At 69.5% G+C, this 18,714-nt stretch carries 18 protein-coding genes; 4 read left to right on the top strand and 14 right to left on the bottom strand.

The window, feature by feature from the left end:
- The first annotated feature begins 149 nt into the window (after positions 1–149).
- The gene (locus tag CLV71_RS11460; protein ID WP_133902682.1) at positions 150–842 is read left to right on the top strand and encodes a dienelactone hydrolase family protein; all 693 of its coding nucleotides are present in this window, start codon (positions 150–152) and stop codon (positions 840–842) included.
- Here the strand turns inward: CLV71_RS11460 and CLV71_RS11455 are convergent.
- From CLV71_RS11455 to CLV71_RS11435, 5 genes are all read right to left on the bottom strand, one after another.
- Positions 821–1,324, bottom strand: a complete 504-nt coding sequence (locus CLV71_RS11455; RefSeq protein WP_243866374.1) for a DinB family protein — start codon at positions 1,322–1,324, stop codon at positions 821–823. The two genes, CLV71_RS11460 and CLV71_RS11455, sit on opposite strands and share 22 nt — an antisense overlap.
- 522 nt (positions 1,325–1,846) lie before the next feature.
- Positions 1,847–2,371 carry a DinB family protein gene (locus tag CLV71_RS11450; protein ID WP_133902680.1) on the bottom strand — a complete coding sequence of 175 codons (525 nt, stop codon included), beginning with the start codon at positions 2,369–2,371 and terminating at the stop codon, positions 1,847–1,849.
- A complete protein-coding gene (locus CLV71_RS11445) occupies positions 2,368–3,576 on the bottom strand; it encodes a sensor histidine kinase (protein WP_133902679.1) in 1,209 nt (402 codons plus the stop codon). The genes CLV71_RS11450 and CLV71_RS11445 overlap by 4 nt, the downstream gene beginning before the upstream one ends.
- Entirely contained in the window at positions 3,573–4,241 is a 669-nt protein-coding gene (gene cseB / locus CLV71_RS11440; protein WP_133902678.1) for a two-component system response regulator CseB, read from the bottom strand. Before cseB ends, CLV71_RS11445 begins: the two co-directional genes overlap by 4 nt.
- Positions 4,238–4,822 carry a hypothetical protein gene (locus tag CLV71_RS11435; protein ID WP_133902677.1) on the bottom strand — a complete coding sequence of 195 codons (585 nt, stop codon included), beginning with the start codon at positions 4,820–4,822 and terminating at the stop codon, positions 4,238–4,240. The genes cseB and CLV71_RS11435 overlap by 4 nt, the downstream gene beginning before the upstream one ends.
- 174 nt (positions 4,823–4,996) lie before the next feature.
- Here CLV71_RS11435 and CLV71_RS11430 point away from each other — a divergent pair, with 174 nt between their 5' ends.
- Positions 4,997–6,214 carry an LCP family protein gene (locus tag CLV71_RS11430; protein ID WP_133902676.1) on the top strand — a complete coding sequence of 406 codons (1,218 nt, stop codon included), beginning with the start codon at positions 4,997–4,999 and terminating at the stop codon, positions 6,212–6,214.
- A 141-nt stretch (positions 6,215–6,355) separates the two neighbouring features.
- Here CLV71_RS11430 and CLV71_RS11425 read toward each other — a convergent pair whose 3' ends face one another.
- From CLV71_RS11425 to CLV71_RS11395, 7 genes are all read right to left on the bottom strand, one after another.
- A complete protein-coding gene (locus tag CLV71_RS11425; protein ID WP_133902675.1) occupies positions 6,356–7,126 on the bottom strand; it encodes an AfsR/SARP family transcriptional regulator in 771 nt (256 codons plus the stop codon).
- Between the two features lie 278 nt (positions 7,127–7,404).
- Positions 7,405–9,789, bottom strand: a complete 2,385-nt coding sequence (locus CLV71_RS11420; RefSeq protein WP_133902674.1) for a sensor histidine kinase — start codon at positions 9,787–9,789, stop codon at positions 7,405–7,407.
- A gap of 54 nt (positions 9,790–9,843) precedes the next feature.
- Positions 9,844–12,126 carry a TOMM precursor leader peptide-binding protein gene (locus CLV71_RS11415; RefSeq protein ID WP_133902673.1) on the bottom strand — a complete coding sequence of 761 codons (2,283 nt, stop codon included), beginning with the start codon at positions 12,124–12,126 and terminating at the stop codon, positions 9,844–9,846.
- Complete coding sequence (locus tag CLV71_RS11410; protein WP_133902672.1) at positions 12,126–12,335, bottom strand: hypothetical protein; 210 nt, start codon at positions 12,333–12,335, stop codon at positions 12,126–12,128. The genes CLV71_RS11415 and CLV71_RS11410 overlap by 1 nt, the downstream gene beginning before the upstream one ends.
- Before the next feature lie 137 nt (positions 12,336–12,472).
- Positions 12,473–12,970 carry an isopentenyl-diphosphate Delta-isomerase gene (idi, locus tag CLV71_RS11405; protein WP_133902671.1) on the bottom strand — a complete coding sequence of 166 codons (498 nt, stop codon included), beginning with the start codon at positions 12,968–12,970 and terminating at the stop codon, positions 12,473–12,475.
- A gap of 424 nt (positions 12,971–13,394) precedes the next feature.
- On the bottom strand, positions 13,395–13,853 hold the full coding sequence (locus tag CLV71_RS11400; protein WP_133902670.1) for a small multi-drug export protein: 459 nt from the start codon (positions 13,851–13,853) through the stop codon (positions 13,395–13,397).
- A gap of 88 nt (positions 13,854–13,941) precedes the next feature.
- Positions 13,942–14,961 (bottom strand): AfsR/SARP family transcriptional regulator, encoded by a 1,020-nt coding sequence (locus tag CLV71_RS11395; RefSeq protein ID WP_133902669.1) that lies wholly within the window; start codon positions 14,959–14,961, stop codon positions 13,942–13,944.
- Between the two features lie 510 nt (positions 14,962–15,471).
- Between CLV71_RS11395 and CLV71_RS11390 the strand changes: the two genes are divergently transcribed.
- Together CLV71_RS11390 and CLV71_RS11385 are read left to right on the top strand one after the other, a co-directional pair.
- Positions 15,472–16,920 (top strand): SagB/ThcOx family dehydrogenase, encoded by a 1,449-nt coding sequence (locus tag CLV71_RS11390; RefSeq protein ID WP_133902668.1) that lies wholly within the window; start codon positions 15,472–15,474, stop codon positions 16,918–16,920.
- Between the two features lie 123 nt (positions 16,921–17,043).
- On the top strand, positions 17,044–17,649 hold the full coding sequence (locus CLV71_RS11385) for a response regulator transcription factor (protein WP_133902667.1): 606 nt from the start codon (positions 17,044–17,046) through the stop codon (positions 17,647–17,649).
- Between the two features lie 4 nt (positions 17,650–17,653).
- Here CLV71_RS11385 and CLV71_RS11380 read toward each other — a convergent pair whose 3' ends face one another.
- Positions 17,654–18,220, bottom strand: coding sequence for a sigma-70 family RNA polymerase sigma factor (locus CLV71_RS11380; protein ID WP_133902666.1), 567 nt, complete (start codon positions 18,218–18,220; stop codon positions 17,654–17,656).
- Between the two features lie 216 nt (positions 18,221–18,436).
- Positions 18,437–18,700, bottom strand: coding sequence for a phosphopantetheine-binding protein (locus CLV71_RS11375; RefSeq protein ID WP_133902665.1), 264 nt, complete (start codon positions 18,698–18,700; stop codon positions 18,437–18,439).
- Between the last annotated feature and the right edge of the window lie 14 nt (positions 18,701–18,714).

The following is an 18,714-nucleotide window of genomic DNA, read 5'->3' as shown; positions in this document are numbered from 1 at the left end:
ATAACCGCGGTATGCGGGAGCCATCGTGGCTGAGACATGAAGGCGCGACTTGGCGCAGACACCGCGCCTACGTATCAGATGCAGGCTGCTCCGCCCCCGGCGCCGACACGAAGGACGCACGATGACGTTCGCGGCGCCAGAATGGGGGAATGACGCAACCACCGCACGAGCTGGCGTTCGTCCTGGACGTGCCGGAGACCGGCAGGGTCCGCTCGGACGAGGGACTCGACGTGTACCTCCCGGGTGACGGTCCCCTACCCGCGGTGGTCATCGTGCCGGGACCGAGTCCGGAGGCGTACCCGGTGCGGCCTCGTCAGTGGCCGCTGTTCACGGGCTATGCGCGGCTACTGACGAGCCGGGGCGTGGTCGCGGCGGTGGCCGACCTGCCCTACCACAACGTGACGGGGTGGTCGGAGGTCAGCGAGCTGCTGCCCGACCTGGTGGAGTCGGTGCGGGCCCTGCCGGAGGTGGACGCGGACCGGATCGCGGTGTGGGCGTTCTCGGGCGGTGGGTTGCTGGTGTCGAGGTGGTGGTTCGCGGAGTCGCCGTCGTGGTTGCGGTGCCTGGCGCTGACCTACCCGATGCTGGGCGGCGAGACGACGGGTCTGCTGAGCCCGGGCCGCCCCGTGGTCCTCACTCGTGTGGGTCTGGAGTCACCCAACCTGCAGGAGGAGGTGGACCGCTTCGTGGCGAAGGGGGTGTCGACGGGCACGTCGGTGCACGTGATCGACGTGCCCGAGGGCCACCACGGGTTCGACGTCGCGGACCACACGGACGAGTCCCGGGCGGCGGTGCTGGCGGCGGTGGACTTCGTGGTGGGTCACCTGGTCCCGGCGCGGTAGAGGTCGCGGAGGAGGCAGACCTCGGCGCCGTGGTGCACGAACTCGCGGTTGAGGTGGAACGCGAGGCCCGCGAAGGGTTCGTTGCCCCACTGGTGTTCCTGGGGGCCGACGGGCCGGGCCAGGGACGCCTCGTCCATGCCCTGGATGGCGGTAACCCACAGGTGGTAGTACCGCGACAGTTCGGTGACGGCGTCCCGGGCGGTCGACGGCCACTTGACGGTGTCGAGGGTGAGGGACCCGTCGCCGAAGTGGGTGCTCCAGCGGATGCCGAAGGTCTGGACGCCGAGGTGGGCCAGCCGCCAGGCGATGGTGGTGACGGGGGCGGGGTCGGGGGTGGGCCAGGCCCAGTCGATCTTCCAGGTGCCGTCGACCTGGCGGATGGACCAGCAGTTGGGGACCGGCTCCCAGAAGTACTCCTCGTCGGTGAGGCCCTTGAGCCGTGGGAGGAGGTGATAGGACCAGTAGAACTCGATCTGTGCCACGAGTTGGTCACGCCACATGACAGACCTAGCCGATGACGTGGCGGGCGGTGCGTTCACGAGGTATCGCCACCTCGACACGATCCCCGCCGCCGGTACCGCCCTCACCGGATAGGCTGCTCCTGCGCCAGGGACCTAACTCGGTTTTCATGAAAGTGTCCTCCCTGTGGGGGCTACCTCACAGTCTCCTCGGCGGCCTTGGTGGCGTCCAGGGATCGGCAGGCGACAACGCACAGCCGCTGTCGGCCGGGGGTCGCGCTCGCCCGCACGTTCCGACAGGCCCAGGATCCACTCCCGGGGTGTCCGGATCCCTCACCCGCGTGCGCCGGCTCGTTCCGATGTGGAGCGAAGACGGTCGACTAGTGCCGTGTCCAGGTGGGGAGGGTCGTTTATCCGTGGATCCAGGTGGTCGCTGGCAAGGCGCCGGGAAGCCGCTCGTACCGGGTTGTACTCGGGCTTTCCGGCAACGCCGCCAGCGGCCGCCTGGGCCGCGGAGAAACGTGCCCTCCTCGCCTGGACGCGGCACTAGGACGACGACGTGGCTCCGACCCGCCTGCCGGTGCGGTACAGGTCACGCATGAGCACGACCTCGGCGCCGTAGTGGATCAGCTCCCGGTTCACGTGGAGGATCAGGGTCGTGAACGAGCGCTCGTCCGCGGGCTGGTGGGCCAGGACGCCGCGGCGCCAGTGCTCGTAGTGGGTCGCCAGGGCGCGCAGGGCCTCGGACGCGGTCTTCGGCCAGCGGACCTTGTCGACCGTGAGGGAGCCGTCGCCGAACATGGCGCTTGCCCGGATGCCCAGGGTCTGGATGCCCATGTGCGCCAGGCGCCACGCGATGGTGGTCATGGGCGCGGGCTCCGGGGCGGGCCACTCCCAGTCCATCGACCACGTGCCGTCCTCACGCCTGCGCACGGACCAGCACCCGGGCACCGGCTCCCAGAAGTACTCCTCGTCCGTGAGCCCGCGCAGTCGCGGCCACAGGTTGTGGTCCCAGTAGAACTCCAGCTGCGCCAACAGCTCTTCACGGCCTGAGCCCGATCGTTCGCTCACGGCGCAGACGGTAGCGCCACTGTCACCTCGGCTCCACCATCGGTCGCGTTGGCGAGGGTGAGTTCAGCCGAAAGGACGCGTGCCTGGGCCACCGCGATGGTCAGGCCGAGGCCGTGACCATCGGATCTGTTCGGATCGGCCGTGCGGAAGCGGCTCGGGCCGTCACGCAGCAGGTCGTCGGCGAAGCCTGGGCCGTGGTCCCGCACCACGATCGTGCGGCCCGACACCGTCACCACCACCGGCGGCGAGCCGTGGCGCTCCGCGTTCTCCAGGAGGTTCACCAGCACGCGCTCCAGCCTGCGCGGGTCGGTCCGCACTGTCTCCGCCTCCGACACCACCGCCGACGGCACCCGGCGGGACACGAAGTCACCCAGCGGCACCGCCACCAGCTCCGCCTGCTCGGTCGCCGTGTCCAGTCTGGCCACCTCCAGGATGTCCTCGACCAGCGACCGCAGCACCCCCACCCGGTCGCGCACCAGCTCGGCGGGTCTCGACGGCGGCAGCAGCTCCGCGGCCGTCACCAGGCCGGTGACCGGCGTGCGTAGCTCGTGCGCGATGTCGGCGGTCACCCGCTGTTCCGCCACGATGCGCTCCCGCAGCGCGGCCGCCATCGCGTCGACCGCGTGGGCCAGCTCGGTCGTCTCGTCGCCCGGCCGGTCGCCGATCTCCGAGCCAACGGTCAGGGTCGCGTCGCCTTCGGCCACCCGGCGGGCGGCCACCGCGGCTCGGCGCAACCGCTTCGACAGCCTGCCGCCCAGCAGCACGCCCAGCACGGACGCCAGCACGAACACCCCGACCGAACCCAGGATCAGCGCGTTGTCCAGCTGACGCAACGCGTCGTCGCGGTCGGTGTAGGGGCTGCGCAGCGACAGGACGTGCCCGTCGGTCTCCGCTGCCGCCCAGATCCACGCGCCTGCCTGCGTCCTCTGCAGGTAGGTGGCTCGGCGGCCGCCGTCGACCGCCACGAGCAGGTCGCGGGGCACGTCAGTCGCGTCGAGTCTGCTGCCCAGTGCCGCGCGGCCGGTGAGGCCGTAGTCACGCACCACGAGCTGGATCCGCTCGTCCTGCACGCGCCTCGCGTCCGCCAGCTGCACCCTGCTGAACTCGGTGCGCACCAGCAGCGACAGCGCGACCGCCAGCACGGCGCTGACCAGCGCGATCACGGCCGAGAGCCGCCAGCGCAGGCTCCGAGGGAAGAGCCTCACGTCCCGCTCTTGAGCTTGTAGCCGAACCCCCGCACGGTCTCGATCAGGTCCTGGCCGATCTTCGCCCGCAGGCGTTGCACGTGGACGTCCACGACCCGCGAGTCGCCGCCCCACTGGTAGTCCCACACCTGTTCGAGCAGCACGTCCCTGGTCAGCACGGTGCCCGGCGAGTCGACGAAGCACAGCAGCAGCCGCAGCTCGGTCGGGGTGAGCTCGACCGGCTCGCCCTTGAGGCGGACCTCCAGCGCGTCCCGGTCCACCTCGAGGTCGCCGAACGACGTGCCCGACTGCACCGGCGCGACCGCGCGGCTCATCCTGCGCACGACCGCCCGGATCCGGGCCACCAACACCGTGCTGTCGAAGGGTTTTGTGACGTAGTCGTCCGCGCCCGCCTCCAGGCCGAGCACCACGTCCACCGGGTCCGCTCGGGCCGACATCATGATCACCGGGGTGGGGCTCTCCTCGCGGATCTGGCGGCACAGGGACACGCCGTTCATGCCGGGCAGCATGATGTCGAGCAACGCGACGTCCGGCGGGCGCTCGCGGAACGCGTCGAGACCGGTCAGCCCGTCGGCGGCCACGTCGACGGTGAACCCGTTGCGCTCCAACGCGAGCTGGGTCGCCTCGCGGATCACGTCATCGTCCTCGACGAGCAGTACTCTCACTTCGGCTCAACCTCGATGAACTTCGTGCCGTCCCACCGGTACAGCACCACGGTCTGGTCGGTCGGGCAGCAGGGGTCGTCCCTGGTGGCCCACCGGTTGTGGATCACGAGCAGGCCAGGACGCTCCTTCGTGGACACCACGAGGTCGAGGGAGGCGTCCTCGACCTCCAACAGCCTGCTCGGGGGATGCGTGGCGAGGTCGTACACGTAGGCCGCGTACCCGCTGGTCGCCTGGCGGACGCCGGTGGCCATCGCCTTGGCCTTCAGCTCCGTGTCGGTGCACGGGTACAGCGTCACCAGCAGCTCGGCCACGCCGTCGCCGGTGAGGTCGATGTACCGGTCGTCGATCGGGTAGGAGCCGTCGGGGCACGGGACCAGCGTGGCCTTGATCTTGGCGTCGAGGGTCTCGTCGGCACGCAGGACGGCGACGGCGTCGGCCGAGGCCGGGGTGCCGCTCGGCGTCGTCGTGGTCGACGGCGGCGGGCTGACCTGGCTCGCGCGGCCCTCCACCTCGACGCCGCCCGCCACGCCGCAGCCGCCGAACAACATCACACCACAGAGCAGAACGAGCACTCTCCGCATCCGATCCTCCTTCCCGCGCAAGGAGACCATGCCAGGCCGCGCACCGCCACATTCCGCTGTTACCCGGCCGGGGCAGACCTGCCGGTCGCCTGTTACACGACCGTCGCCACCCGGGCGCAATCCGTCCCTAACGTCGGTGGGGAGCGGGGTCCGTCCGGAATTGGGGGTTCTGTCATGGTGGCGTGGCTGGGGCGGGCGTTCGTCACGCTCCTGTCGGTCGCCGTCGTCGCGGCGGTCGGGTTCGGCTGGTACACCTACCGGACCGCGGCCGACAACGTGGTGCGCGACGACGTGATCCCGGCCGCGCCGGAGCAGGCGCCGTCGGCCCGCGACCTGCCGAGGACGTCACAGACGATCCTGCTGGTCGGGCTGGACTCACGCACCGACAACCAGGGCAACCCGCTGCCGAGGGAGGTCCTCGACGCGCTGAACGCGGGCGACGCGACCGGCGTGCAGAACACGGACACGATGATGGTCGTGCACATCCCGGCCGACCCCGAGAAGAAGGCGTTCGCCGTGTCGCTGCCCCGCGACTCCTATGTGGACATCGCGGGCGGGTTCGGCGAGCACAAGCTGAACTCGGCCTACGTCAGGGGGAAGAACGAGGAGGCGAGCCGCCTGCAGGGCTCCGGTCTCGACGCGGCGGCGATCGACCGCGAGTCCTCGACCGCGGGCCGCAAGAACCTGATCGCCACCGTCCAGAACCTGACCGGGCTCACGATCGACCACTACGCGGAGATCAACCTGTACGGGTTCTCGGAGCTGACGAAGGCCGTCGGCGGGGTGCCGGTCTGCCTGAACGAGCCGGTGCACGACACCTACTCCGGGGCGAACTTCCCGGCGGGGGAACAGGTGCTGCAGGGCGTTGACGCGCTGCGGTTCGTGCGTCAACGGCACGGTCTGCCGAACGGCGACCTGGACCGGGTGCGACGGCAGCAGGCCTTCATGGCGGGGCTGACGAACCAGCTGTTCAGCTCGGGGACGCTGACCTCGCCCAGCCGGATCAGCTCGCTGGTGGACGCGCTGACGAAGTCGGTCGTGCTGGACCAGAACTGGGACCTGATGAGCTTCGCGACCCAGGTGGCCACCCTGACCGGCGACGACATCCAGTTCTCGACGATCCCGACCGGCACCATCAACCTGTCGACGCCGTACGACGGGAGCGCGGTGGAGGTCGACCCTGACCAGGTTCGGGCCTACTTCCAGGGGCTGCTGAACGGCCCGACGGCCAGCACGCAGTCGCCGCCCACTCCCCCTGTTGAGCCCGGCACGCCCGAGGCCGGGTACCACACGTCCACTCCGGACGACCGGTCCGTGACCGTGCAGAAGCTGGCCCAGGAGCAGCCCGACGCGCAGACCATTACGGCCGCGGGAATCCCCTGCGTCAACTAGCGCGTCGCCCGACCGTACTGAAGGACGCCTTCAGTACGCCCAGCGTTACGAAGGACGCCTTCAGTACCCCCAGCGTTACGAAGGACGCCTTCAGTGCCCCCAGCGTTACGAAGGACGCCTTCAGTACGTTGGGCGAGGGCGTCAGGCGACCAGCATCGGGGCCTGGATCGACGAGTCGTGCTCCAGGATCAGGTGTTGGAGCTGTTGCAGCTCGCGGCCCGGTTCGATGCCGAGGCCGTCGACGAGGGCCATCCGCGTCCGGCGGTAGACCTTCAACGCATCGACCTGCCGACCGGAGCGGTACAGGGCGAGCATGAACTGCTGGCACAGCCGCTCCCGCAGCGGCTCGGTCTCCGTCAGGATCTCCAGCTCCGGTGTGATCTCCCGGTGGTGCCCGCACGCCAGCTCGGCGTCGAAGCAGTCCTCCAGGGCCAGTAGGCGCTCGTTCTCGACGGCGGCCAGCTCCGACCACATCGTGCCGCGTTCGACCAGGTCGGCCAGTGCCCTGCCGCGCCACAGGTCCAGCGCCTCGCGCAGGAGGGCCACGCCACGCTGCGCCGAGCCCGCGTCGATCGCCGTGCGGCCCTGCTCCACCAGGTGGCGGAAGTGGTGCATGTCCACGTTGTCCGGGTCGACCTGCAGGCGGTAGCCGGGCGAGTGGGTGTGCAGCCTCGCGTCATCACCGTGGGCCGCGAGGGTCCTGCGGATCCCCGACACCGCGTTCTGCACCATCTTGCGGGCGGTCAGCGGGGCGTGTTCGTCCCAGAGGGCGCGGAGCATGCGACTGGTGGGCACCACGTGGTTCGCGTGCAGGAGCAGGTAGCCGAGAACGGCGCGTTGCACGCCGCCGCCGAGCTCCACCTGTTCGCCGTCGTCCACTACTTCCAGTGAACCAAGTAAGTGAAACCTCATCGCACGTCACCCCTAGACAGTGGTCTCGCATTCTTCACGCCCCCCAGCAACAGTTTCATAATCACATGTCCGACCACTCCGGCGGAACCCCCGCTCCATCGGGCCTTCCCTTCTCCGGCGCCCGTTTTCTCGCTTTAACGTCGACGAAGAGCCTGGTCCCGGGGTCGGCCGTGAAAAAAGCACTGTCGCCAGATGAAAGGCTCAGGCGACAGTCCTGGAGTGGTTAGGGTGAAACGGTGAGCGGGGCACCGCGAAACATTTTCAGGAAAAGAACTTCGTCAGTGGGCGATAGGGATTCGCGCGCACAGGCCGAAACGGCTGTCGCCCTCGTACAGGGCCGTCAGCAGGCCACCGAGGGCCGCGACGCGGTCGGACATGTTGCGGATGCCGCTGCCCCAACCGTCCTTGTCCCGCTCCGACGGCAGCGTGGCGCCGTCGTTCACCACGTTGAGGCGCACGCCGTCGTCCTGTGTCCGGATGCTGATCTCGCAGCACTCGCCCTTGCTGTGCCGCAGGACGTTCGTCACTCCCTCACGCAACACCGTCGCGAGCACCGTGCTCACCTCGGGCGGCAGCTCCTCGTACGCGACGTCCATGCGCACCGCGAGCCCCGCGGTGGTCAGCAGGGACTCGGCGGTCCGGCACTCCTCTTCCAGCGACATCTCGTGGTAGCCGCTCGCCACCGAGCGCACGTCCGCCAGCGCGTGTCTGGAGATCTCCAGGACCTCCGCCAGCTCGACACCGGCGCGTTTCGGGTCCAGCAGGATCAACCGGTACGCCAGCTCGCTCTTCAGCGTGATCGCCGAAAGGCTCAGGCCGAGCAGGTCGTGCAGGTCCCGCGCGAAGCGCAGCCGGGTCTCCGCGAGCGCCACCTCGGCCAGCTCCTGGCGCGCCGCCCGCAGCTGGCGGACCGTGCGGGCCATCCACGTCAGACCATAGGTCACCAGCGCGAGGTCCACCTGGACGAAGATCTGCCCGAGCGCGCTGGGAAGCAGCGTGCCGGAACCGATCTGCGTCCACGCCACCGCGCCCGTCACGACCGCGAAGACCGTCCACCCCAGCGCGGGGCGCAGTACCAGCAGCGCGCTTCCCGCGAGGAACCCGGGAAGACCGGTCCACGACTCGTTGAACTGCAACCACGGCAGGCCGACCAGCAGCGCCTGCAGGCCGAGCAACAGGTATCCCGTCGGGGAGTGCAGGCGCACGCCCGGCCTGCTGAAGTACGCCAGCTGCAACACCAGGGACGCCAGCAGGTACGCGGAGCCGATCGCGACGTGGCGCACGTCCTGGTCGACGAACATCAACCGCATCACGGCCTGGAGGAACAGGCCACAGAGCACGGCGACGACGAGGCCGCCGGCCAGCTTGGTCGCCACCTCCGGCATGGACCTGCGCGGCTGGTCGGCGGCGGCGTGCGTGCCTTCCGGCGACCTGGCCGTCACCGGAAGGCGGACGTGCAGGCGTAGTCGCCCGCCGGCATCCACCTCCACCGACAGCCTGCCCGCCATGCGGGACACCATGGTCTGCAGGTTCTCGAAGTCGTTCGCGTCGTCGGGGACCTCGCCCGGCTCGTCGTTGACGATCTCGACCGTGACGAAGCCGTCCTCCTGGCGCAGGACGATCTCGCAGTGCTCCACATCGCGGTGGCGCAGCACGTACGCGACGCCCTCGCGCAGCAGCGCGGACAGTGACGTGCGCATGTGCGACGGCAGCTCCCGCAGCTCCACCTCGACCTGCAGCTCCACATCGGACGCGGCGAGCATCTGCTGGATGGTCTGCGTCTCGTCGTTGAGCGAGATCTCGCGGTACAGGCGCGCGATCGAGCGCACGTCGGCGAGCGCGCGGCGGGAGATCTCCAGGATCTCCGACAGCTCCCGCTCCGCCCGGCCGGGGTTCCTGCGCACCAGGCGCAACGCGAGCTCACCCTTGGGGGCGATGGCCGACAGGCTCAGGCCGAGCAGGTCGTGCAGGTCACGGGCGAACCGCAGGCGTTCGTGCGCCACCTCCGTCTTCGCCAGCTCGTCACGGGCCTCGTGCAGCGCGGTGACCAGCCGGGCCAACCGCGTCAGGCCGTAGACGAACAACCCGGCGGTCCCGGTGTTCACGAGGATGTAGACCACGTCGAGTGACGAGGAGCTCACGTAGTACTGCGCGACGCCGGTGCTGATGGTGATCGCGGTGAACACCGGCCACGCGACGTACGACCGCATCACCAACAGGGCGCTGCCCGCGAGGAACGACGGCTGGGAGACCCACGCCTGTCCGAACACGATGACCGGCAGGTACGCCAGCAGGGCCTGCAACACGAACATTCCGTAGGCCTGTGGTGACGCCAGGTTCACACTCGGCCGGCCGAAGTAGAAATACTGCAGCGCGAGCAGAGCGCCGAGACAGGTGACCGCCAGCAGTATTTCGCCGACGCTCATCCGCTCTTCCAGCACCCACAGCAGCGCGATGGAGCCGAATCCGCAGAAGACGGTCGCGACGATGGCCCTGGCCAGGGTCAACGCGATCAACGCGCCGTGGTCCTCGGCGTCGTCGACGGGACCGGGAACCGTTGTCCGGTCCAGGTTCTCCACAGCCGACGACGTCATGCCCGCCTCGCTATCGCCGCACCGACCGCGCTCGGCGCACAGTGCGGGGTCGAGCGCCAAGTCCTCCAAGGCCTGAATTATATGCAGAGATCATGTCGCCTCCGTCAGCGATCAAGTCATGCTTCAGAGGAACATCGGGATGGGATTCACCTGGTTGTAAGGCGTCGGTTGGGCCAATCGGGCGAGACGCACGGGTACGTCGAACAGCCGACCGGGCGCGAATCGCGCCCAGAAGTGCCGCATGCCGGGCACGATCACCTTCACGACCGGGAGCTCGACGTCCGGTCGCGTCTGGTCGAGCACCAGCAGCTCCATGCCGAGTTCCTCCACCTTGGCCCGCAGCCCGTCGAGGTCCTCGAGGAGGTCGCTCCTCGGCGTGTAGTCGTAGTCCTCGGGACCGAGCGCGGGACCGTCCGCGTCCGGCGCGAGGTAGGGCTGTTCGGCCAGCGTCGCGGTACGCAGCCAGTTCACCATGTCCGGGTCCTCGCAGCGGTACCGACCGTCCGGTTCGGCCGCGATCAGCTGCGGCATCATCTGGTTCAGCTCGGTCAGCGCACGGCGCAGCGCGAGCCGCGGGTCGAGGTGGGCGCCGAAACCGAACAGGATCTCCTCGTTCTCGCGGTCGACCCGGCGGGACACCGCGGCCATCACCGGCACGCCGAAGTCCGAGGTCAGGTCGAGCACCCAGACCTCACGGCCAAGGCCCGCGTACACGTCTCGCAGCTCCTCGAGCCACGGGTCGTCGAACCGTTCGAGGTCGACGGCGGGCTGGGTGGTGCGGTTGTACCACCACAGCGCGACCGCCTCGCGCTCGATCAGCTCGAGCAGGCCCTGCAGCACGGCGTCCTCGACGCTGCTGCCCGCCGCGTTGCCGTTGGAGTCGGCGTGCAGGTAGTGCGGGCCGGGCTCGTTCGGGGCGCCGAAGTACAGCATGGCGGTCGGGAGCAGCTTGTGCCGCCGCTCTGAGAGCGACCAGACCGGTGTCCAGTCCATGACGACGTCCTCGTCGAACGGCGCGGACACGTGCTGGAAAGGACCGTGCGCGGCGTTCCAGTCCGACCGGGACTCGTACTGCCGAGCGTCGTAGAGCTGGCACGCGTTCGGGTGAACGGCGTCGTCCCCCAGCGAGCGCAGGCTACCCCGCACGCGCAGCTCGTCGCCGAAGAAGTTGCCGGAGTACCGTTCGATCGCCTCGCAGAGCGCGCTCGCCCGCGCGTGCACCGCGGTGACGCCCTTGCCGCCGTTCTCGATGCGCATGGTGGCGCGCAGCGTGCTGACGTTGTTCATCCGCGCGGCGACGTTCGGGCCGGAGCGGAACGAGTTGAAGAACTCCGGGCCGTGCTCGTCGCGCCTGATCTCCTTGATCACACCGGTCACCGGGCTCACCAGGTGCTGGTAGCGGTCGAGGACCTGCTCGGGCGTCTGCGAGCGGTGGCCGCCGCTGTAGGAGGCCTTGCGCCGCGACTCCAACGCGACCGGACGCCGTGCCTTGCGCCGCATGAGGTCGGGGTCGCCGCAGGTGGGGCACTGCGGGAAGGGGCGGAGCTCGTGGGGCTCGCCACGCAGCTCGACGCTGTCGAAGGTCCAGATCTGGCCCTGGTTGGGATGGCGGTGGCCGGAGAGCCACTTAGTTGCCTCGAGCGCGATCATCCCCATCGCCGCCGCACGCAACGCCGGGATGGACGCGACCGGACTCTGGGCAGGCCCCCGCCTGCCCAGAGTGCTCTGCGCGACCGCCTCGGCGTTGCGGTGGCCCCACAGGCGCACGGACAGGCAGTGCCAGCAGCCCGGCTCGGCCGGCTGGAACACCGGGCCGAGCCAGACCTTGACACCGACCGGCTTCGCGAGCAGCCAGGGCAGTCCCTGTGCCCGGTGCATGGCGTCGATCTCGGCCAGCTCCGGGTTGAGGTAGTCGTCGCACAGGACGACCGAGAGCGCGGGCGCCGAGCAGGGATCGTGCTCGGCGGCCACGGTCAGACCGGCGGCCCGCACAGCCGCCAGTGCCGGTTGTACGTCCACGTCGCCCACCGTCATCACCCGGAGGGTCTGCGCGGACGTGTTGGCGACGGCGGTGGTCGAGTCGACCCCGATGGCCTCCCAGTAGGCGAGCGTGTGCTCGTCGACCGAGTGGTCCACCGGGGGCCGCAGCGCGACCAGCCCGGCGTCGGCCAGTCGCCGGATGAGCCCGGCGACCTGCTGTGGCGTCATGCCCCCTGGCATGGCGCCCAGAAGGGTCGCGATGTCGCGGGTACCGTCGAGCAGCGCGGCCAGGGCTTCGACGTTGGCACCCTTGAGCACCGTCACGCCGTTCTCGGCGAACAGGTAGGTTCCTTCGCCTGCCGACACCTCCGCACGAAGGTGTCGCTTGAAGCCGACGAGCGGCGCTGCCACGGTCCCCGCGTTCATCACGCGACTCGCTCGAGTGAGTCCGTGCCGGTGCAGATGCCGGAGCTCGGGATCAGCGCGGCGTTGCGCGGGTTGGTCCACTGGTCGAACTCGTCGATGGCCAGCTCGATGTCGAGCAGGTCGGCACCGAAGCCGAGCCCGGTTAAGAGGACGTTGACGTCGTTGCCGGGAAGGGTATTCTGGACGGTTTCCTGCAGGGTGATGTTCATGATTTTACTCCGCTGTGGGTCGGGGATTCTGCGAAAATGTGAAATAATTTCCCGGAGCCGGGAAAGTCAGGCACATTCCGAGCAGCCGAGCAGCCCCTCGGAACGTCTCGAACACTTTCTCTGGTCGACCGCAGCACTCAGGCGGCGGTCGGGAACTCGACGTCGGCGACGGGCCATTCGGCCGGGTCGTCCCCGAGCGCACTCAGTTCGGCGACCTGCGGGCGGCACCACGGTGAGACGGTGATGTCGCCGGTCGCCACGGCGTAGACGAACTCCGGCCATCCGACCCATTCGAAGTCACCGACCTCGACGGGGTCCGGACACGGTGGTTCGTCGGTGACCACCCGGAAGACTGGGCACAGCTCGCCGGTGAGCTCGCCGTCCGCCCGCATCCCTTGTCGGGAAGTCGGCAGGATCAGCTCGGCCGCAGACGAGATCCCCAGCTCGTCCCGCAGTGTGCGGGACACGGCTTCGGGAAGGGATTCGCCGGGGGCCGGATGCCCGTAGCAGGAGTTGGCCCAGATACCGGGCCAGGCTTTCTTGGCGTGCCCCCGCATGGTCAGCAGCAACCGTCCGTCGCTGGTGAACAGGTAGCAGGAGAACGCGGTGACGTGGTCTAAGTCCGCTTCCGACATGGCGACATCCCGGTCAGCTCTCGGTCACCGTGAGGACGGCGGTGGTCTCGCGGGCGACCCGTCGGTGGGTCCCCGTCGTGACTCGCGCCAGCACAGTGCCGGTCATCATGGGAGTACTGCCGGTGGTAGTGGGTCCTGGCGGGTTCGACCTTGCCCCGTCCCGGAGGACGCTGTCGAAGTCACTGCCTGGAACCTCACACATGGTGGTGGTCATGGGAGCCTCCTTGCAACCACTCCGGTGGGGCGGAGTGGGAGCTTTTCGCTCCCCACAAATTTGCGCCATCCGGGGGGTTTGAAACAAGGCAGCAGGTCACCGTCTACTCAAGGATTGCTCACTACCGCCTCGTGAATCGCTCACGTTGGCTTGAGTACCGCTTGACTACACGGGGGTAGGACGTTCTACTGGACCACGCCGACCGGCCGCTCAGCCGAAGAGCCAGCGGAGCACGGAGTCCGAGGCCACCACCAGGACGCCGGTCCAGAGCCCTGCGCCGATGACGAGCCACGTGAACAGGCGCCATCTGGCCATGCCGACCGCGGTACCCACCGCCGCCGACACCCACGTGCCGAACACGGCAGGCCCGACCAGGCCGAGACCGACCGGACCGAACCGGTCGAGCACCGCGTGCGCACGGCGGGCCGTACGGCCGCGCCGCTCGGCACGTCGTGAGGTCACCTCGGGGACGCGTACGGGCCGTCGCGCGCGCCAGAACGCGCGCAGCCGCTCCATGGCGAACAGCGCGACCGCGAACGAGGACGTCACCCCGGCGAAGACGGCGAGGAACGCGAGGGGCGGCGGCAGGTCGAACGCGAGACCCGTCGGCGTCGCGGCCGACGGGCCGAGGAGGAACGCGGCGAGGACCACGGTGCCGAACCTGCCCACGGGCCCTCCTCGCCGACTGTCATGAAGGCGTCCTTCGTAGCGCCGGCCGTTACGAAGGAGTCCTTCACTGCACGGTAGGAGCCGGGAGTCAGGCGCCGGTAACCGCCGAGGAACCGTGGCGGGGTCTGGCGGACCTCGCGAGGCGGTCGAGCAGCATGTCGGAGGTGAGCGAGTGGTTGGCCAGCACCGGTGCCGTGGACAGCAGGGCCATCTGCAGCGCCTGGATGCGCTCCGACGGCTCGATGCCCAGCTCGTGCAGCATCCGCTGCCTGAAGCGCAGGTAGACCTCCAGCGCCGCGGACGTGCGGCCCGAGCGGTACAGCGCGAGCATCAGCATGGCGTGCGCCGACTCGTGCAGCGGGTGCTCGACGACGAGGGAGGCCAGCTCGCTGATCGTCTCGCGGTGGCGGCCGAGACACAGGTCCGCGTCGATCCTCGTGGTGTGCGCGTAGAAACGGCGTTCCTCGAGCCTGGCGACCTGGGCACGCAGGCCGGTCCCCCACTGGCCGGGGTGCACGACCGTGCCCCGCCACAGCGCGAGCGAGCGGCGCAGGCTGTCCGCCGCGCGCTCGTGGTCGCCCGCGTGCATGGCGGCGCTGCCCGAGGTGACCAGCTGCTCGAACTCGGTGATGTCGAGCTGGCTCGGGTCGACACGCAGGATGTAGCCGCCCGAGCAGGTCTGCAGCACCTCGTTGGTGACGTGCTCGACCGACAGGCCCAGCACGACCCTGAAGAGCCTGCGCAGCTTGAACATGTACGTCTGGAGCGTGGCGTGTGCCGTGCGCGGCGCGTCGTCCCCCCACAGCTCCTTGATCAGCGCCGATGCGCCGACCGGCTTGTTCGCGTTGAACAGGAGCGTGGCGAGGATCAGGCGCAGCTTCGGCGCGCTCGGGGCCACGTCACGGTGCCCGTGCCTGATGACCAGGGGGCCGAGCAGCTCGAACCGCAGCTCGGACACCGGGTGCTCCACCGGTGTCCTCGGGGGGAACACCTCGGGATCGGGATCGGCGTGGACGTCCGGGATATCGGTCGCCTCGAGCAGAGCGGCGAGCAGGCTGAGCTTTTCCTCGTGCGTCATCGCGGCCAGCACGTCTGTCTTGGCGACCATTTCGGACCTCGCTATCCGCCAGTCCGCCGCGCTTTCCGGGCCGGACGGCTCGGAAAGCCCCCAGGAAGGATGCGACGATCACGGGTTTCAGGACAATGACAAAGGTATTGGCGCCTGCCGCCCAACCGATAGTGACGGCGTCACAAACGGGGAATGAGTAACAGAGGTCGAGCAGGTGACCCGCGCACTGTCGTTCACTCAAGCGAGAGGCAACCCTGGTACCAGGCGCACTCCAGTGACCGTCTGGGAAGTGAAAGTAATGCCATGACAGACCGACTGACGGGTTTCTCCGCCGACACCGCTCGGGCCGGACTCGAGGACGGCCTGCCGCCAGCTCTCCTCGAGCTCGTGCGGCGTGACGTGGCTGCCCTGTGCTGGTACAACCGAACCCAGGCTCCCGGGGTGACTCTCGACGGCCGCCCCGACCACGGGGCGGCGAGCCGCGGGAGAGCGAGCCGAACCACCAATCGTGTGAACCGTGCGGCGCGGCATGTGCCACGAGGAGCGACAGTGCACATCGACTCCGGGGCGCATCTCCTCGACCAGGGCATTCCGTTGTGGTCGTTCCGCGAGGACGTGGCGATCGAGTCGACCGAGGTCGGGCTCAACATCCTCACGCGGTGGGGCGAGGTACGCATCGACAGGCCCACGGCGGCCATCGACGACAGCCTGCACCGCATGACGCTCGGTCCGGTGGCGCTCACCAACGTCACCGACCTCGACTGGGCCGACCTGCACGACGTGTTCCGCCAGCTGCCCGGCTGTGTCGTCCGCTCGCTCGGCCTGCGCAACTCCGCGTCGCCGTTGCTCTCGGCGACCCCGGTCACGCAGAACGCACGCTTCGAGCTGCCCAAGCTGGACGGCACCCAGGTCCTGCGCCTGTCCCGCTTCGCCTTCCTGCGTGACAGCGCGGGCGAGATGACGCTCGAGTCGCCGCTGTCCCACCACCGCGTGGTGCTGCACCGGCCGCTCGCCTCGTGGGTCGTCAGCGCGCTCGGCCGCACGACGACCACCTCGGAGGTGGCCCGCGTGGTCAACGTCGCGGAGCCGCTGGTCGCGGAGATCATCGCGTACCTGGTCGCCGCGGACATGGTGGTCCACGGCGAGGAGGGCGAGGCACTGGCCCCGGCACCGAGGTTCGGCGAGGACAGCGACCCCGCACTGGTCACCTGGGCCCCGCACGACCTGCTGTTCCACTCCCGCAGCCGTCTCGGCCGCCACGACGCCCCCGTCGGGGCGGGCTTCTCCGGCGCGGACCACCTGCCGCCGCTGCCCGTCGTGAAGCCGCCGCCCGCCGGGCCGCGCTTCCCGCTGTACCGCCCCGACCTCGACGCGCCGACCGTGCGGGAGATGACACTGTCCTCGGCCATCGAACAGCGCAGGTCGGTGCGCGAGTTCGCCGAGGACGGCCCCTCCGCCGAGCAGCTCGGCGAGCTGCTGTACCGGTCGGCCCGGGTGCGGTCGCTGACCGACGCCGTCGGTGCCGGGCTCGTGCCCTACACGGTGTCCGAGCGGCCCTACCCGAGCGCGGGATCGCTGTACGAGCTGGACCTGTACCTGACCGTCGACCGCTGCGCCGGGCTGCCACGCGGGATCTACCACTACGACCCCGACGGCCACGCGCTGACGCTGGTGAACGACCGGTCCGAGCACGCGGACGAGCTGCTCGACAACGCGATGGTGCTGATCGGCGCCACCAGGCGCCCGCCTGCGCTGATCACGATGACCGCACGGATGGGTCGGCTGTCCTGGGTGTACGACAGCATTGCGTATGCCACTACGCTCAAGCACGTCGGCGTGCTGCAGCAGACCCTCTATCTCGTCGCGACGGTGCTCGGGCTCGCGCCGTGCGCGCTCGCGACGGGGGACGACGAGGTCGCCACCGCCGCTTTCGGACTCGACTACCCGGCAGAGGTCAGCGTCGGCGAGTTCGTCGTCGGACTGCCCATCTCGAGGTGACAGGGGGTACTCACTCATGGACGGAACGCGCTTACCGAGAACCCGGCGATCATGAAGGGTTCACTGACACCGGGTGGCGTGGTACAACGGGCGGGTAGCTGGCACCCCGGAGGGACGCCACGCATGATCAGGGTGATGCTTGCCGAGGACATGCACATGGTGCGCGGCGCACTGGTCGCGTTGCTGAACCTGGAAGCCGACATCGAGGTCGTCGCCGAGGTCTCCAACGGCAACGACATCCTTCCCACCGCGAGGTCCGTTCGGCCGACCGTGGCCGTCATCGACATCGACCTGCCCGGCAAGGACGGTCTGACCGCGGTGGCCGAGCTCCACGAGGCGCTGCCCGAGATCCGCACGCTCATCCTCACGGGACTGTCGCGGCCGGGCAACCTGCGCAGGGCGCTGTCCGCGAAGGTCACGGGCTTCATGCTGAAGGACGCACCGGCCGCCCAGCTCGCCGACGCGATCCGCAACGTCTCGGCAGGCCGCCGCGTCGTCGACAGCCAGCTGGCCATGGCGGCGTGGGACAGCGCGGAGTGCCCGCTGACCGCACGCGAGATCGAGGTGCTGCGGCTGACCGCGGACGGCATGCAGGCGGTGGACATCGCCTCCCGCCTGTTCCTGTCGGTCGGGACGGTCCGCAACTACCTGACGACGATCATCGGCAAGGTGGCCGCCAGGAACCGCGTCGACGCGATCCGGATCGCCCGCGACGCCGGCTGGCTCTGACCCGCTACCGGGTGGGGCTGCTCCGCTGCGTGAGACCGAGCAGCTCCACGAGATCGCGTCGTGCCCGTGCCACGCGTGACCGGATGGTGCCGACCGGGCAACCGCACACCTCCGCGGCCTCCGCGTAGCCGAGGCCGAGCACCTGGGTCAGCACGAACGCGTCGCGCCGGTCCTCGGTGAGTGCCCGCACGGCGAGCCCGAGGGTGACGGTGTCGTCGATGCCGGGGAGGTTGGGGGACAGTGCCAGCTCGGCAGCCGCCTGCCAGTCGTGCTCCGAGGCGATCCTGGGGCGTGCGTTCGCCGCACGGAAGTAGTCGACGACCACCCGCCGCGCGATGGAGAGCAGCCACGTCCGCGCGTTGCTCCGCGCGGTGAACCGGTGCACGCCCGCGAACGCGCGCACGAAGGTCTCCTGCGTGAGGTCCTCCGCCTCGTTGCGACCCGCGAGGTAGACGAGGAACCGGTAGACGTCCCGCTGGGTGCCCCTGATGAAGGCGTTCGCCGCCGCCCGGTCTCCCCGCCCGGCCGCGAGAGCCAACTTGGTGATCTCATCATCCAGCGCCTCGGACATGCCCCGAAGGTAGCTCCGCCGACGTCCGGAGAGAACGCGGTCGAGCCACGCACAAGTGAGGCTCGTCCCCACGCCGAGCGAAATCCTCTCCGGCGGACGAGAACACGGCAACCGGTCGAGGTTTTCCGACTTTCCCGAAACGGGGAAAAAGGCGATGGCCGGGCCGCTCCCCGGAGAAAGGGGGGCTGCCCGGCCGTCATTCGCCGAACGGCACCGTCACGCGGCGTTGGTCAGCGGCGGGGTACCCGGCAGGTCCGTCACCGGCGCCAGGAGCTCGATCCAGTCGGAAAGAGTCGGCCGCGCCGCCAGATCGACGAAGCCGACCTCGGCGCCCGCGTCGCGCCACCGTTCCAGCAGGGTCAGCAGCCGGATGGAGTCGAGCCCCGCCTCGAACAGGTCGTCCGAGTCGCGCACCTCGTCCGGCAGCAGGTGGAGCAGTTCCGTCACGTCAGCTCGTATGGCAGAGACAGTCAGCGTCAACTCGCGTCACCCCT

Source organism: Actinophytocola oryzae (genome assembly GCF_004364325.1).
GTDB lineage: Bacteria > Actinomycetota > Actinomycetes > Mycobacteriales > Pseudonocardiaceae > Actinophytocola > Actinophytocola oryzae.
Note: the sequence above shows the minus strand (reverse complement) of the source record. Positions and strands in the feature narration are given on the sequence as shown.

What these genes read in the sequence shown, in the direction of transcription:
- CLV71_RS11385 (WP_133902667.1), top strand. Translation starts at nt 17,044, where the DNA reads ATGATCAGGGTGATGCTTGCCGAGGACATGCACATGGTGCGCGGCGCA.
- idi (WP_133902671.1), bottom strand. Translation starts at nt 12,970, where the DNA reads ATGTCGGAAGCGGACTTAGACCACGTCACCGCGTTCTCCTGCTACCTG.
- CLV71_RS11435 (WP_133902677.1), bottom strand. Translation starts at nt 4,822, where the DNA reads ATGCGGAGAGTGCTCGTTCTGCTCTGTGGTGTGATGTTGTTCGGCGGC.
- CLV71_RS11410 (WP_133902672.1), bottom strand. Translation starts at nt 12,335, where the DNA reads ATGAACATCACCCTGCAGGAAACCGTCCAGAATACCCTTCCCGGCAAC.
- CLV71_RS11415 (WP_133902673.1), bottom strand. Translation starts at nt 12,126, where the DNA reads ATGAACGCGGGGACCGTGGCAGCGCCGCTCGTCGGCTTCAAGCGACAC.
- CLV71_RS11395 (WP_133902669.1), bottom strand. Translation starts at nt 14,961, where the DNA reads ATGGTCGCCAAGACAGACGTGCTGGCCGCGATGACGCACGAGGAAAAG.
- CLV71_RS11430 (WP_133902676.1), top strand. Translation starts at nt 4,997, where the DNA reads ATGGTGGCGTGGCTGGGGCGGGCGTTCGTCACGCTCCTGTCGGTCGCC.
- CLV71_RS11460 (WP_133902682.1), top strand. Translation starts at nt 150, where the DNA reads ATGACGCAACCACCGCACGAGCTGGCGTTCGTCCTGGACGTGCCGGAG.
- CLV71_RS11425 (WP_133902675.1), bottom strand. Translation starts at nt 7,126, where the DNA reads ATGAGGTTTCACTTACTTGGTTCACTGGAAGTAGTGGACGACGGCGAA.
- CLV71_RS11380 (WP_133902666.1), bottom strand. Translation starts at nt 18,220, where the DNA reads ATGTCCGAGGCGCTGGATGATGAGATCACCAAGTTGGCTCTCGCGGCC.